15 protein-coding genes are annotated in these 15,200 nt (G+C 39.6%); 14 read left to right on the forward strand and 1 reads right to left on the reverse strand.

The genetic code is table 11. The features are described 5' to 3' along the window. The first annotated feature begins 15 nt into the window (after positions 1–15). Together ychF and H8692_RS06895 are read left to right on the forward strand one after the other, a co-directional pair. The gene (ychF, locus tag H8692_RS06890; protein ID WP_177270362.1) at positions 16–1,107 is read left to right on the forward strand and encodes a redox-regulated ATPase YchF; all 1,092 of its coding nucleotides are present in this window, start codon (positions 16–18) and stop codon (positions 1,105–1,107) included. Positions 1,108–1,175: 68 nt separating this feature from the next. Then, positions 1,176–1,316 (forward strand): CDIF630_02480 family spore surface protein, encoded by a 141-nt coding sequence (locus tag H8692_RS06895; RefSeq protein ID WP_177270365.1) that lies wholly within the window; start codon positions 1,176–1,178, stop codon positions 1,314–1,316. A 101-nt stretch (positions 1,317–1,417) separates the two neighbouring features. Here the strand turns inward: H8692_RS06895 and H8692_RS06900 are convergent, their stop codons facing one another. Continuing rightward, positions 1,418–1,909, reverse strand: a complete 492-nt coding sequence (locus H8692_RS06900; RefSeq protein ID WP_187525312.1) for a hypothetical protein — start codon at positions 1,907–1,909, stop codon at positions 1,418–1,420. Positions 1,910–2,058: 149 nt separating this feature from the next. Between H8692_RS06900 and sfsA the strand changes: the two genes are divergently transcribed. The 12 genes from sfsA to H8692_RS06960 all read left to right on the forward strand — a co-directional run bounded on the left by sfsA (position 2,059) and on the right by H8692_RS06960 (position 15,140). After that, complete coding sequence (gene sfsA / locus H8692_RS06905) at positions 2,059–2,772, forward strand: DNA/RNA nuclease SfsA (protein ID WP_187525313.1); 714 nt, start codon at positions 2,059–2,061, stop codon at positions 2,770–2,772. A gap of 314 nt (positions 2,773–3,086) precedes the next feature. Next, positions 3,087–3,530 (forward strand): division/cell wall cluster transcriptional repressor MraZ, encoded by a 444-nt coding sequence (mraZ, locus tag H8692_RS06910; protein ID WP_177270370.1) that lies wholly within the window; start codon positions 3,087–3,089, stop codon positions 3,528–3,530. Next, positions 3,520–4,461 (forward strand): 16S rRNA (cytosine(1402)-N(4))-methyltransferase RsmH, encoded by a 942-nt coding sequence (gene rsmH, locus H8692_RS06915; protein WP_177270458.1) that lies wholly within the window; start codon positions 3,520–3,522, stop codon positions 4,459–4,461. The genes mraZ and rsmH overlap by 11 nt, the downstream gene beginning before the upstream one ends. A gap of 1 nt (position 4,462) precedes the next feature. Continuing rightward, entirely contained in the window at positions 4,463–4,915 is a 453-nt protein-coding gene (locus H8692_RS06920) for a cell division protein FtsL (RefSeq protein WP_177270372.1), read from the forward strand. Between the two features lie 113 nt (positions 4,916–5,028). After that, positions 5,029–7,020, forward strand: a complete 1,992-nt coding sequence (locus H8692_RS06925) for a penicillin-binding transpeptidase domain-containing protein (protein ID WP_187525314.1) — start codon at positions 5,029–5,031, stop codon at positions 7,018–7,020. 10 nt (positions 7,021–7,030) lie between these two features. Continuing rightward, on the forward strand, positions 7,031–8,425 hold the full coding sequence (locus H8692_RS06930) for a UDP-N-acetylmuramoyl-tripeptide--D-alanyl-D-alanine ligase (protein WP_187525315.1): 1,395 nt from the start codon (positions 7,031–7,033) through the stop codon (positions 8,423–8,425). A gap of 8 nt (positions 8,426–8,433) precedes the next feature. After that, the gene (mraY, locus tag H8692_RS06935) at positions 8,434–9,402 is read left to right on the forward strand and encodes a phospho-N-acetylmuramoyl-pentapeptide-transferase (protein ID WP_187525316.1); all 969 of its coding nucleotides are present in this window, start codon (positions 8,434–8,436) and stop codon (positions 9,400–9,402) included. 27 nt (positions 9,403–9,429) lie between these two features. Continuing rightward, on the forward strand, positions 9,430–10,809 hold the full coding sequence (murD, locus tag H8692_RS06940; RefSeq protein ID WP_177270380.1) for a UDP-N-acetylmuramoyl-L-alanine--D-glutamate ligase: 1,380 nt from the start codon (positions 9,430–9,432) through the stop codon (positions 10,807–10,809). Positions 10,810–10,818: 9 nt separating this feature from the next. After that, the gene (gene ftsW / locus H8692_RS06945) at positions 10,819–11,973 is read left to right on the forward strand and encodes a putative lipid II flippase FtsW (protein ID WP_243206936.1); all 1,155 of its coding nucleotides are present in this window, start codon (positions 10,819–10,821) and stop codon (positions 11,971–11,973) included. Then, the gene (gene murG / locus H8692_RS06950) at positions 11,974–13,083 is read left to right on the forward strand and encodes an undecaprenyldiphospho-muramoylpentapeptide beta-N-acetylglucosaminyltransferase (RefSeq protein WP_187525317.1); all 1,110 of its coding nucleotides are present in this window, start codon (positions 11,974–11,976) and stop codon (positions 13,081–13,083) included. Positions 13,084–13,141: 58 nt separating this feature from the next. Next, the gene (gene murA, locus H8692_RS06955; RefSeq protein WP_177270384.1) at positions 13,142–14,398 is read left to right on the forward strand and encodes a UDP-N-acetylglucosamine 1-carboxyvinyltransferase; all 1,257 of its coding nucleotides are present in this window, start codon (positions 13,142–13,144) and stop codon (positions 14,396–14,398) included. Next, a complete protein-coding gene (locus H8692_RS06960; RefSeq protein ID WP_187525318.1) occupies positions 14,388–15,140 on the forward strand; it encodes a cell division protein FtsQ/DivIB in 753 nt (250 codons plus the stop codon). Before murA ends, H8692_RS06960 begins: the two co-directional genes overlap by 11 nt. Positions 15,141–15,200 lie beyond the last annotated feature (60 nt).

The following is a 15,200-nucleotide window of genomic DNA, read 5'->3' on the forward strand; positions in this document are numbered from 1 at the left end:
CAGGTAGAAGATAAAATGAAATTAGGAATCGTAGGTTTGCCTAATGTAGGAAAGAGTACACTTTTCAATGCTATAACAAGAGCCGGAGCAGAGGCGGCCAATTATCCTTTCTGTACTATAGAACCGAATGTAGGGGTAGTCACTGTTCCTGATGAAAGGATCAAGGTTCTTCATGAGGTATATAATTCAAAAAAAACAGTATATGCCACTATAGAGTTCTACGATATTGCAGGACTGGTAAAAGGAGCATCAAAAGGTGAAGGCCTTGGCAATAAATTTCTGGGGCATATAAGAGAAGTAGCCGCCATCGTTCATGTGGTAAGGTGCTTTGATGATGCCAATGTAGTTCATGTAGATGGCAAGATCAATCCGATATCGGATATAGAAACTATAAATACCGAGCTTATTTTGTCTGATATGGAGGTTTTGGAAAGACGTATACAGAAAACGACAAAAAATTTGAAGGGTGATAGAAGTCTTCAGAAAGAATTGGATCTGCTTAAACGTATAGCGGAGTTTCTTGGAGAGGGAAAATCTGCGAGAGCCATGGATCTTACTGAGGAAGAAGCCGAGTTTGTAAAGAATCTTGAACTTCTTTCATATAAACCCGTGATTTATGCAGCTAATGTTTCAGAAGATGACGCAGCTGCCGAGGATAATGAGTATATCAGACAAGTCAGAGATTTTGCGAGGAGTGAGGGATCTGATGTTATTGTGGTATGTGCTAAGATAGAAGCTGAGATGGCGGAGCTTGAGGATGATGAAAAGATTATGTTCCTCGAAGAGATGGGAATAAATGAATCCGGTCTGGATAAGCTTGTAAAAGCTTCATACAAGCTTCTGGATCTTATTTCTTTCCTTACTGCAGGAGAGCCTGAAGTAAGAGCGTGGACAGTAAAAAGAGGAACCAAAGCTCCGGGGGCAGCAGGAAAAATACATACAGATTTCGAGAAGGGATTTATAAGAGCAGAAACAATAGCGTATGATAAATTGATGGAGTGCGGAGGAAACTTGGCAACCGCAAAAGAAAAAGGTCTTGTACGGTCAGAAGGGAAGGAATATATCGTGAAAGACGGAGATGTGATGCACTTTCTGTTTAATGTGTAGAAAACTAAAGATCCCTGAGAATAGGAAATACTTTCTGTGGCAGAATAAGCTTAAAAGGAGAAGTATCTATGAAAGAAAATCTAAAAGAAGCTTTCAGGACATTCCCTCTTGCTAATGCCGCAAAAAGAGAAAAGGGATCTAATGTAGCGATTCCTTCGGAGCAGGATGTGGAAGATGCCAAGGAATGGGTCGATTTTAAAGAAATGTAGAAAAAAACCTTCTGTGAAAAATTTTCTCAGAAGGTTTAAATTTTATTATATGAGAAATATTTACAAAAGACTGCTGCTGAAAAAAACAGTGAAGGCAAATATTATTCCGTAATTACATCTTTGGGTTCTGTGGCAAGTATTAGTTCGGCAGAATCGCCCATAAGGTATACAGTATAGAGTTGTTCCGGATTGTTTTCATGGTTTTTTATGAAATCGCCGGCTTTAATGACCTGTTCTTTTCCATCGACTTGACATGTCATTCTGGCATCTGAACCGAGCGTTGCTCCTTTTGTAACATTTGTGTCGGCAATATAATATCCTTCGTCATAACTGGAACTTGGAACGACTTCTTTTTCTGTTATTGTGACATTATAAGAATCTTCGTTTTTATTAAGTTCCACAGTCCCCAGCATTATCTCGGCTCCGTCAGTAGTAAGCTGCTGGGCATAGTCTGTTCTGAGATAATCGACAGTTATCTCAGGTTCATTAATCGTGTTTCCTGATTTTTCTTCTCCGCATCCTGTAAGAACTGACATTGAGAATATCACTACAGCCAGGAACACGAAACTCAATCCCTTTAATTTGTTCATCATAATTCTCCTATATACGTCTTTGTATGAAATGCTATACTTTACCGATATTCTACACTTAAAAATGAAGCCTTTCAAGAGAATTAAAGAAAATATAAGAAAATTGTAAGAAAGTTTTTCCATTTAGCATTAGTATTTGGTAAAATTGTTATATGAAGTATGAAAAAGTATGTTGCGGAAAATTTATAAAAAGACACAATAGATTTCTTGCTGATGTTGAAATGTCAGGTCGGATTTTCAAAGTACATGTTAAAAACACAGGGCGGTGCAGAGAATTGCTTGTTCCGGGAGCAGAGGTGTTTTTGGAAGATTTTGATGCAAAAATGGGAACTCGGAAGCTCAGGTATTCGCTTATAGGTGTAAGAAAAAATATCTCGAAATATTCTGTAATAGTAAACATGGATTCGCAGGCGCCTAATAAAGTGGTCAGGGAGGCTTTGGAATCCGGAAGACTTGTGCTTCCGTCAATGGATAAGACAGAATATGTGAAAGGTGAGTATAGCTATGGAAATTCAAGGCTCGATTTTTATGTGAAGGATTCAAAAGGCAGAAAAGCGCTTGTGGAAGTAAAGGGTGTGACCCTGGAAAACAATGGAGTAGCCATGTTTCCTGATGCGCCTACGCAGAGAGGTGTAAAACATATAAAAGAACTGATTAAAGCTGCAGATGATGGGTACCGGTCATATGTGATATTTGTCATACAGATGAAAGGTGTGGATATGTTTATTCCTAATGATAAGACACATGAAGATTTTGGACAGGTACTGCGCTTGGCAGATACTGCAGGAGTCAGGATATTGGCTTACGATTGCGTTACAGGAGAAGATTTTCTTTGGCTGGATGAGCCTGTGGCTGTGAAATTATAAAATATAATATCTCTAAATTGAGTTGTTTATGAGAGCAGAACGAAGGAAAGAACGTTCTGCTTTTTTTGTAGAAAATATCATTTTTTTACTTCCGAATTGAACCACTTTAAGGGGAATTGATAAAAATACAATATGGTGCCGTATTCTTTGTTACTGATACGATATATAGTATTGTGGACAGAGTAAATGGAAAAGAATTCTTGTGTATTTTTTATTTTTGGAGTAAAATTAATCATCAGTGGAGTGAATTTGTTGATAAATGGTTTGAAGTGGTTTAAAATGGAGTAAAACAAAAATGGGAGGGAACTAAATAAATGTTTGTAGGCAAATATTACAACTCAATAGACAGCAAGTCGAGAATAATAGTGCCTGCAAAATTCAGAGATGATCTTGAAGGCAGATGTATCATAGCTAAATCTTTGGACAAGTGTCTCACCATTTATCCCAGAAAACAATGGGAGAAATTCGTTGAGGAAAAACTGGATATTCTTCCGACGGGAAACCCTCAAGCCAGAAAACTGAAACGTCATTTCTATTCATCGGCAGCAGAATGTGATGTGGACAAGCAGGGACGGCTTACCATACCGCAGGAACTTAAAGAATATGCAGGAATAGAGAAAGATCTCATCACAGTAGGAAGCGATAAGACCATTGAAATATGGAGCAGGCAGAACTGGGATGATGAACTTGATCCTGACACAGGAGAATTGATGAATGCCAGTGAAGTGGCGGAAAGCATGGAACAATATGGATTTTAATCATGTCCCCGTTCTTTACGAAGAATGTATTTCAAATTTAAAGATAAAAGAAAACGGAATTTATGTTGACGGCACTCTGGGAGGGGGCGGTCATGCACTGGGTATTGCAGAACATCTTGGTAAAGACGGTACTCTCATAGGTATAGACAGAGATACAGATGCAATAGAGGCAGCCGGAAAGAGGCTTTCAGATGTAAGCTGTGCAGTGAAGCTTGTTCATGATACATATTCCAACATAAGAGGAGTGCTGGAAAATCTGGGAATAGACGGCATAAACGGAGCACTTCTGGATATAGGCGTTTCTTCGTTTCAGCTTGATAATAAAGGCAGAGGGTTCTCATATATGCAGGATGCCCCATTAGATATGAGGATGAACAGAGATGATGAATTTTCAGCATATGACGTTGTCAATGGATATGATAAGAATCATCTGGCCGAGATTATAAAAAATTACGGTGAAGAAAAATGGGCATCACGTATAAGTGATTTTATCGTTAACAAACGAAAGAACGGCAAGATAGAAACTACAGGGCAGCTTGTGGATATAATAAAGGCGGCAATTCCGGCATCAGCCAGAAGAGATGGTCCCCATCCTGCCAAAAGGACATTTCAGGCCATCAGAATAGAAGTAAACAGTGAACTGGAGCAGTTGAAACATGCCATAGATGAATTCTGTGACATATTACTTCCGGGAGGAAGGTTATGCATAATAACTTTCCATTCTCTTGAAGATCGCATAGTCAAGGAATCTTTTAACAGAAGACTTAATCCATGTACATGTCCGAAAGAGTTTCCTGTATGTGTCTGTGGAAAAGTGTCTGATATGAAGAAAGTTACAGGAAAACCGATAGTTTCCGGAAAAGATGAACTGAATGATAATCCCAGAGCGAGAAGCGCTAAGCTGAGGGTTATAGAAAAGAAGAGGTATTGAGATGATAGCACCTGAAAGATGGTATGAATATCAAAAAAATTATCAAAAATATGGACTGGATATGAAACCGAAGCCTGAGACCAGGATACGCTCAAGGAGGAAACGGAGCTCTAAAAAGATTACTCTTCCTATAGGAAGCGGAAAAAAAGTGGCGTTTTCCATGGTGTTGGCTGTAGGCATAGCAATGATAGTCTTAATAATAATAACAGCATATACAGCTAATCTCAGATATAATATAAATTCTATGATAAAAGAAAACAGTGCTTTAATGGGAGAGATAGAGAATCTTCAAGTTAAGGTTTACAGTGCCAATAATGTGGATTACATAGAAAGCAAAGCGACAAGCGAACTGAAAATGGCATATCCGAGCGATAAAGACAGGGTATATATAACAAGCGATGATATCCCCGAAGAAGGGTTTTCCGATATAATAAAGGAAAAGGCATATAATTGATCAAAAAAAATATAATATGTCGTAGTTGATGATAATAAAATGTAACTATGGTACCCGGACAGATAAAACTGATAAATATGTCCGGGATCACTTTTTATGTAGAGGGGAGTAAAGTGACGACATTAAATAGCAGTAAAAAAAATTTGATAATAATCTTGATTATTGTTTTTATCTGCCTTTTGATACTATGCATTAGATTAGGCTGGATACAGATCGTGAAGGGGAGCGAATATTCGGAAAAAGCAGTTGAGCAGCAAACAAGAGATACGCCGATAGAAGCAGAACGGGGAATGATCTATGATACAAACGGCAATGAGCTTGCTGTCAGTGTGACATGTTATACTATATGGGCAAGACCTACGGATGTAAAATCAGGGGAAACTAAGGAAGAGAAGAATGCCAATATAGAAAAGGTTGCCAAAACTCTCTCACAGACACTGGAACTTGATTATGAGGATGTGAAAGAACAGGTAACTAAAGAACAGAGCATAGTCAAAATAAAAAAAGGTGTAGACAAGGATACCGCTGATAAAATAAGAGAAGCTAAACTTTCTGGTATTGAAATAGCGGAAGATACGAAACGAAGTTATCCTTTGGGAGCTTTTGCATCCCACACTCTTGGAACAGTAACAGATGATAACTCAGGTCTTTCGGGATTAGAGCTGCAGTATAATACATATTTGAGCGGCGTTTCGGGAAGGTGGATAAATTATACTGACACCAGTGGAAACAGGCTGTCTTACGGAAAAGAAAAGTATTATCAGGCAGAGGACGGATATAGTATAGTGACTACTATAGATCAGGTGATACAGCATTATACGGAAAAGGCTATAGCGCAAGTTCAGGAAAAGACCAGTTCCAAAAGAGTCATGGCTATAGTTATGAACCCCAAAAACGGAGAAATACTGGCTATGGCACAGACTCCTGAGTTCGATCTGAATGATCCTAAGACACCTCTTGATAAAGAAGAACAGAAAAAGCTTGAAAAGATGTCTGACAGTGAAAAAGTAGCATATTGGAATAAAATGTGGAGAAACTCATTAATATCGGACGTATATGAGCCGGGATCCACATTTAAACTTCTTACAACTGCTATAGCTCTTGAGGAGGGTATTACTGATCTTGATGCTACGTTTACTTGTACAGGATCTGTAGTAGTAGCAGGTCAGACTATCCACTGCTGGAGGAGTGAGAATCCGCACGGAACTCAGAACCTGAAACAAGCAGTCGGTAATTCATGCAACCCTGTTTTTGTCAAGTTGGCAACTGATATAGGTATAGATAAATTCTATAATTACATGGCAACCTTTGGTATAACAGGAACAACAGGTATAGATTTTCCCGGTGAAGGTACTGCTATCTTGCAGTCAAAGGAAACGGCGGGTCCTGTTGGTCTTGCTACCATAGGATTCGGGCAGGGTGTTGCGCTGACACCTATACAGTTGATAACAGCTGTAAGCGCCTTCGGAAATGAAGGAAAACTGATGGAACCGCGGCTTGTCAAAGAACTCAAGGATTCCGACGGCAATACAGTAGAAAAATTTGATGAAAAGGTAGTAAGACAGGTGGTATCTAAAGAAACTGCTGACGAGATATGTGATATAATGCAGTTCGTAGTAGATGAAGGCGGCGGCGGAACTGCTGCCGTTGAAGGATACAAAGTCGGAGCAAAGACCGGTACAGCTGAGAAAGTAAAGGAAGACGGTTCGGGATACAGTGGAGATACTTATTCTTCCTGTATTGCCATGGCGCCTATGGATGATCCCCAGATTGCAGTCCTTGTAATAGCCGACAGTCCTGAAGGTGTAAGATACGGAAGCGTTACTGCTGCTCCGGGAGTGCAGCAGATCCTTTCGGATTCGCTGAGATATCTCAATATTTCTCCTGATGAAGAAAGCCAAAAGGAAGCAGATAAAGAAAAAGTGGAAGTGCCTGACGTAGTAGGCCAGCAGATAAGTGAAGCCATTGGAATATTGGCCGGTGATTCATTGTCTTATGATACAGATGAGGATGCTGCAGCTGAAAGTAATTTCATAGTTACGAAACAGTATCCTGCGGCAGGAACTAAAGTAAAAAAAGGCAGTAAAATTTATTTATATAAATAAGCAGGTATATATGGATAAAATATCAATAGACGCTGTTGTTAAAGCAGTAAACGGTTCTTTAATAAAAAAGTGCGGTGAAAATTTCATAACAGGAGTCAAGCATGATTCGCGTGAGTGCGGGGCCGGAGATATGTTCGTTGCTGTGTCGGGAGAGAAACAGGACGGCCATAAATACATACCTCAGGCATTAAGATCCGGGTGCAGAACTGTTTTGGTATCTCATCAAAACGGATGGCCGGATGATGTGGATGCAATAGATTTTAATGTTATAGAAGTAGATGATACTGTTTATGCCATGGGAGAGCTGGCTAAATACTATCTTGATACTTTAGATCTCATAAAGATTGCAGTTACGGGAAGCGTGGGAAAGACTTCCACAAGGGATATGATATACTATGTCCTGAAAGAAAAATTCTCATGTGGAAGAAATATGAAGAATTTTAATAATGATATAGGTCTTCCGCTTTCAATATTTCAATTTGACAGCAGTATGCAGGCTGCTGTACTCGAAATGGGTATGGACAAATTCGGAGAGATTGACAGACTGGCAGAAATAGTGAAACCTCACATAGCAGTTATAACAAATATCGGAGTTTCACATATAGAAAATCTGGGGAGCCGTGAAGGTATATTCAAAGCTAAGATGGAAGTGACAAAACATATAACTTCTTATAAAGGGAATCCCGGAACACTGATATTTCCGTGGGATGGAGAATTTTTGACCAGAGAAAACACAGAAGGCCAATATAGTCAGATAGTAGTGGGATCGGATGGAAAAAGTGATTATATAATATCCCATATTGATGATTTTGGGTTAAAAGGTATACAGTTTACTCTTGAGCATATGGAAAAAAACAGAAAGATCAGGATCCCTGTTCCAGGAAGGCATAATGCTGTAAATGGAACACTGGCGTTAGCTGTTGGTGATCTTCTGGAAGTTTCTGAAGATCAGGAGAACATAGGCCTTTCAAAGGTTGAACTTACGGGGAGCAGGCTTAAATGCCTTGAAAATCATGGAGTTACAGTTATTGATGATACTTATAATGCAAGCCCGGATTCCATGAAAAGCGCAATGAAAGTTCTGGAAAAAAGCCCCTGCAGCGGCAGTAAAACAGCAATACTTGGAGATATGTATGAACTTGGAGAGCAAAGTCAGAGACAGCATTTGAGCGTCGGGCTTTTTGCAAGAGGACTTCGTATAAATAAAGTGATAGCTGTGGGCTGTATGGCAAAGTATATAGCTGAAGGGGCTTCAGGAGGAAAGCCTGAGGTTATCTATTTTGAAAAAAAAGAAGATTTATATGATAAAATGAATCAACTGATAGGTCCTGGGGACATAATCTTAGTTAAAGGTTCCAGAGCAATGAAGATGGAACAGATAGTAGAAAAAGTTTTAAAAATTTAGGAGACGCCATGAGTTACATTAATATCGGAATAATTATTATAATAGCGTTTATAATCTCTGTTGTTTTGACAAAGCTGGAGATTCCTATTTTGAGGGCTAAGGCGGGACAGAATATAAGAGAAGATGGTCCTCAGTCCCATTTGTCTAAAGCGGGTACTCCCAGTATGGGAGGTATAGCCATAATAATAAGTGCAGTGGCAGCCACTCTTATTGCGGGTCTTGTGTGGGGTGGCAGTGTATCAGATATGCTGGTTATTCTTTTCGTATTTCTGGGATTTGGATTTATAGGTTTCTTTGATGATTATCTTAAGGTTATAAAGAAAAATAATCTGGGGCTGCGAGCATATCAAAAATTCGGTCTGCAGATAGTTATATCTGTTGCTTTGGCAGTATTTCTCGCCAACTACTCCCAGGGAAGCACTAATGTATATATTCCAATAGCTGATGTTTATGTGGATTTTGGCATATGGTATATTCCTTTTATTGTTTTCGTGGTACTGGCCATGACGAATGCTGTGAATTTAACTGATGGACTTGATGGGCTGGCTTCAGGTGTTACAGCTCTTGTTACGCTGTTTTTTTCAGTGGGCGGACTTACTTATGGAATAGCTTCAGGAACATATTTCTGTGCGGCTGTCTGTGGGGGATGCTTGGGATTTTTGGTTTTTAATAAGAACCCGGCTAAGATATTTATGGGTGATACAGGTTCATTGGCGCTGGGAGGCGGTCTGGCAGCGGCGGCAATAGTCATGAAAATGGAGCTGCTTCTTCCTATAGTAGGACTTATATATGTGATAGAAGCGTTGTCTGTAGTGCTTCAGGTGGGTTATTTCAAACTGACTAAAGGAAAGAGGATTTTTAAAATGGCTCCGATACATCATCACTTTGAAAAGTGCGGATTTAAGGAAGTTCATGTAGTTATAGCATTTTGGATATTTACAGTCATATGCTGTGTAATAGGTTTGGGAATTATTTAAATATTCGTTAGGTTAGGAGAAGGTACAATGTCAAAGGGAAACGTAACAGATATAACAAATAAGAAAATACTTGTAGTAGGCATGGGCAAATCAGGAAAAGCAGCAGCGCAGGCGATGGTTAAACTCGGAGCTGATGTATCGGTTCAGGATAATAAAGCAGAAGACAGCATAGACTCCCAGCTTTTGGCTTTTCTCAGAGACAAGTCAGTAACATGTTATCTGGGCTGTGAACCTGATGATATGAGTATATTCGATATGCTTATACTCAGCCCGGGAGTATCTCCCGAATTGAACTTTATAAAAAAAGCAAAGACTGCAGGTGCTGAGATAATCGGTGAACTTGAGATTGCGTATCGAATAGGAAGCGGCCAATATGTAGCTATAACCGGTACTAACGGTAAGACTACCACTACTACGTTGGTGGGAGAGATATATAAAGAGGCAGGTAAGAAGACTTATGTGGTCGGCAATATAGGGGTAGCTGTCATATCAAAGGCTTTGGCAGCAGAAGAGGACAGTTGGCTTATAACAGAAACAAGCAGCTTTCAGCTTGAGACAATAAAGGATTTCAGACCTGAAGTATCAGCAATTTTAAACTTGACTCCTGATCATATAGACAGACATAAAACCATGGAAAATTATGGAAGGGCTAAGGCCGCAGTTTTTAAGAATCAGACTCCTGATCAGTATTGCGTAGTAAATTATGATGATAAAGAATGCCTTGGGCTGACGGAAAACTGTAATGCCAAAGTAGTTCCTTTCAGCCGGAAGACAACTCTTGATTTTGGCGTTTATGTAGATGGAGATACGATAATAATAAAAGACGAAGATGGAAAAATAACAGAGATCTGCAGACCTGTTGATCTGCAGATACCAGGAGCACATAATTTGGAGAATGCTCTTGCGGCTTGTGCTATAGCGTATTTCGGAGGAATAGAACCGGAAGTGATCGGAAAAGTTCTAAGAGAATTCAGAGGAGTGGAACATAGAATAGAACTTTGTAATACTATAGATGATATAAGGTTTGTCAACGACTCTAAAGGAACAAATCCGGATGCATCCATAAAAGCTATAGAAGCCATGAAGGAAAATATAATACTTATAGCGGGAGGATATGATAAAGATGCTTCTTTTGATGAATTTGTAAAAGCCTTTGAAGGAAGAGTAAAAACTCTTCTTCTTATGGGGAAGACCGCAACAAAAATAAAAGAGGTCGCTGAAAAAGAAGGATTTACCAATTCTATAATATTAAAAGATATGGAAGCTTGTGTAAGGGAAGCTTACAGAATAGCTCAGCCCGGGGATGTTGTGCTGCTTTCGCCTGCATGCGCCAGCTGGGATATGTATACGAGTTTTGAACAGAGAGGAAAGCATTTTAAAGCTTGTGTTCAAGCTTTGGAAAGGTGACGAACATAATTGGAAAGAGCAGAAAAGAAGGTTAAGAAAAACAGAAAAAAAATAAAACTTAAATCAGGGGACTTCTGGCTGATGCTTTTTACATTAATGCTGGTGATATTCGGACTGATAATGGTTTTCAGTGCAAGTTATTATTATTCAATAAGTCAGGACGGGACTGCATACAGTTATCTGCTGAGGCATGGCATGTGGGTGATTATAGGGCTGGGTGCCATGATATTCGGCGCAGCCTTTGATTACAGAAGGTATAAAAAATTGGCTATACCTGTTTGTATCCTAAGTGTCATTTTGCTCATATTGGTTCTGACTCCGCTCGGCCAGACTACAAACGGAGCTACGAGATGGCTGAGGCTGGGGCCGATTACTATAATGCCGGGAGAAATAGCTAAGCTGGCGGCTATATTATTTGTAGCATGGTTTTTAAGTGAAGACACTAATCGCATAAAGTCCATATTGAGAGGCATATTGCCTCTCATTGGAGTTGCAGGTGTATATGGCGGGCTTATAATAATGCAGCCTAACTTGTCCACAGCTATAACAGTATGTGGAATTATCATAGCCATGATGCTTGTAGCAGGACTGAAATGGCGGTATGTTGTTACTGCCGGAGGTGTAGGGATAGCAGGTATACTCAGCATAGTGCTTTTTATGAAGGATAGCTATTGGTATACAAGGTTGACTAGCTTTACAGATCCTTTTGCCGATCCTCTCAATGAAGGTTATCAGGCAGTTCAGTCACTTCTGGCTTTAGGATCAGGAGGTTTGTTCGGTGTGGGGCTTGGTAAGAGCGTGCAGAAAAACCTGTATCTTCCGGAACCTCAAAATGACTTTATTCTTGCCATAATAGGCGAAGAACTCGGCTTTGTAGGACTTCTTTTGCTTATAGTTCTGTACTGTCTTTTTATATGGAGAGGTACACATGTAGCTATAAATGCGCCGGATCAGTTCGGTATGCTGCTGGCATCGGGAATAGTTCTCATGGTAGCCATACAAGTTATTTTGAACATAGCGGTGGTAACATCATCTATGCCTCCTACAGGAATAAATCTGCCTTTCATAAGCTACGGCGGAAACGCATTGCTTATATTCATGTTTTCCGCAGGAGTACTGATAAATATATCAAGGCATGGGCCGAAAAATATGGGAGTGAATTAAATGAAAGTAATAATGACTTGTGGAGGTACAGGAGGCCATATATATCCTGCCATAGCCATCGCTGATGAGATAAAAAAAAGAAAGCCCGATTCCCGGATACTTTTTGTAGGCTCTGAAATAGGGCTGGAAAGCACACTGGTTCCGGAGAACGGATATAATATTGAACTTATATCGGCAGATGGATTTAACAGACAACATCTTTTGAAAAATATTGAAGTCATGAAAAAATTGAGGAAAGGGGGCAGACGCTCCCGTGAAATACTTAAGGAGTTCAGGCCTGATGTGGTCATAGGCACCGGCGGCTATGCCAGTGCTCCGATAATGAAGGCGGCTCAGAAGATGGATATACCTACTTATGTCCATGAGCAGAATGCTGTTCCCGGAATGGCTAACAAATTGCTGGAAAAGAATGTAAAAAAGCTTTTTTTGGGATTTGAAGAGGCATCCAAATATTTTAAATATCCAGAGAAACATGTGGTTGCAGGAAATCCTGTAAGGAGTGAATTCATTACGACGAGCAGAGAAGAGGCAAGGGCTGAACTTGGTTTTAAACCAGCTGACTTTGTTCTGCTGGCTTTCGGAGGCAGTCAAGGCGCTGGCAGGGTAAATAAAGCTATGCTTAAAATAATAGAAACTTTTAATGGTGTAAAAGATTTTAAGATATGTCTTGCCACAGGAGGGTATTATTACGACGCTATAAATAAAGAGCTTGAAGACAAAGGTATAAAAGTAGAAAACAATGTCAGAATAATGGAGTATATTTATGATATGGCTAAATATCTGGCCGCATCTGATCTGGTCATAAGCAGAAGCGGGGCGCTTACAGTGGCTGAAGCTACTGTCTGCGGCAAACCGGCTATCTTCATACCATCGCCTCTTGTAACAGGTAATCATCAGTTTTTTAATGCAAAGGCAGTTGCTGATAAAGGCGGAGCTATAGTGATAGAAGAAAAGGAACTTGATAATGATAAGCTGGTGTCTGAAATACTTAAACTCAAAAATAATTCAGGAATATTAAAAGATATGTCAGAAAAAAGTCGCTCATGTGCGCCTTTAAAGGCAACAAAAATAATATGTGATAATATAATGGGTTCTGAAATAAGACAGTAAACAGTAACGATAAAGACACCTCCGACATATTATAGAATATGGTTCGGAGGTGTTTTTTTTGAGTGATTATCATGTAAAGGGCGGCAATCGGCTTTCGGGTGAAGTGAAGATCTCAGGGGCAAAAAACGCGGTGCTTCCTATACTTGCAGCGTCTGTCATTACTAAAGGGGAGAATATATTTACTATGTGTCCTGATATATCGGATGTAGAAAGCATGGTAAAGATATTGAATGCTCTGGGCTGCAAAGTAATCCGTGACGGAGATACTTTGTGTGTCAATGCATCGTATCTTTCTGAATGCAGGATACCGGATGAGCTGATGAAAGAGATGCGTTCCAGTGTCTTTCTGGCAGGATCACTTCTGGCCAGATGCGGTGAAGCTGTTATAAGTAATCCGGGAGGCTGCAGGATTGGAGAAAGACCTATAGATCTTCATATAAAAGGCCTTAGAAAGATGGGAGTACATGTAGTACATACAGCAGAGACTATAAAGCTGCAGGCGGAAAATTTAAAAGGAGCCCATATCAGTTTGGATTATCCCAGTGTGGGTGCGACGGAAAATCTAATGCTGGCGGCAATGGCCGCTGAAGGTGTCACAAGAATAGAAAATAGTGCCAGAGAGCCGGAGATCATCGATCTGCAGCAGTATATAAATCGCTGCGGAGGATGCGTGAAAGGAGCTGGTACTAATGTGATAGAAGTGATAGGCGGTAAAGATCTCAAGGGATGCGAACACAAAATAATTTCTGACAGAATAGAAGCGGGCACGTATCTTTTGATGGCTCTGGCTACGGAAGGAGAGATACTTCTTAAAGAGACTGACCGCAGGTTAATAGCTCCACTTATATCAATCCTGGAGCAGAGCGGTTATGGCATAGGATACAGTAAAAATGAAATATGGGCGAAAGCCAGTGGAAGCGAACATGTGAGATGTCATATACATACAGCTCCTTATCCGGGATTTCCTACGGATTTGCAGCCTCAGCTTACAGCTTTTCTCACTAAAGCCGGCAGAGGATCGTCAGTAGAGGAAAATATCTTTGAAAACAGAATGGAATATGTAAAACAGCTGAAAAAAATGGGGGCGGATATTGAAATATCCGAAAAAAAAGTTATAATAAATAATAACAATATATTGTGTGGCACAGATGTCAAAGCCGAAGATCTCAGGGGAGGTGCGGCTCTTATTATTGCAGGTCTCATGGCTGAAGGAGATACTGTCATAAGAAACACTAAATATATTAAAAGGGGATATAGCAAATTAGAAGAAAAGATAAGACTGTTAGGCGGAGAAATTAGAGAAAATGAGAAGTGATAACCGTACGGAAAAAATGGCGAAAAAAAAGAAGCGGCGTAAAAAACATTATCTGCTGAGATTTATATTGTTTATCATGATATGTACAGGGTTATATTTTGCGTCGCATATCGATTATTTTGACGTAGACGGTATTGCAGTAGTAGGGAATAAAGAAATTTCGGATGAAGAGATAATAAAGCTTTCAGAGCTTAAGATAGGAATGAATCTTTTTGATGTGCATCCATGGTTTGTCCAGAGAAAAATAAAGAAGAATCTTTATGTAGAAGACGTGGATGTAGACAGAAAGCTTCCCGATAAGATTGAAATACATGTTACTGAGCGCAGCGGCAAGGCACAGTTTGTCAAAGGAAAGAAATATTTGATTACTGACAATGATGGAATGGTGCTTGAGGTGGCTGAAGAAGCTCGGGAAGTCACTCTTGTGGAAAATGTAACTGTTAAGAACGCTGAACTCAAGAAAAATATAGAAGTAGAAGAGACAGGCATATATGATAAGGTAATGGAGCTTATCAAGACTACAGAGGAGAACGATCTTTATTTTAAAAAGATAAAAATCGAAAAAAATAATGTAGAAGCATATGTTTATGATGATCTTGTATGCAAAGGAAAATATGATAATGTATTGGAAGCGATAAGATCAGATGCTTTGAGAACGGTTATTTACAACTTATATCAGAAAAGCGTGGAAAGCGGTGTTATCAATATAAGCAGTAATAATTATTGTTCCTTTACGCCATAAAATTTGTATGTTATAATGTAAATGTTTATTACGTAGGAATATGGAATATCGTTTTTGACG

Origin of the sequence: Lentihominibacter hominis, from assembly GCF_014385065.1 — a bacterium.
Classification (GTDB): Bacteria; Bacillota; Clostridia; order Peptostreptococcales; family Anaerovoracaceae; genus Lentihominibacter; species Lentihominibacter hominis.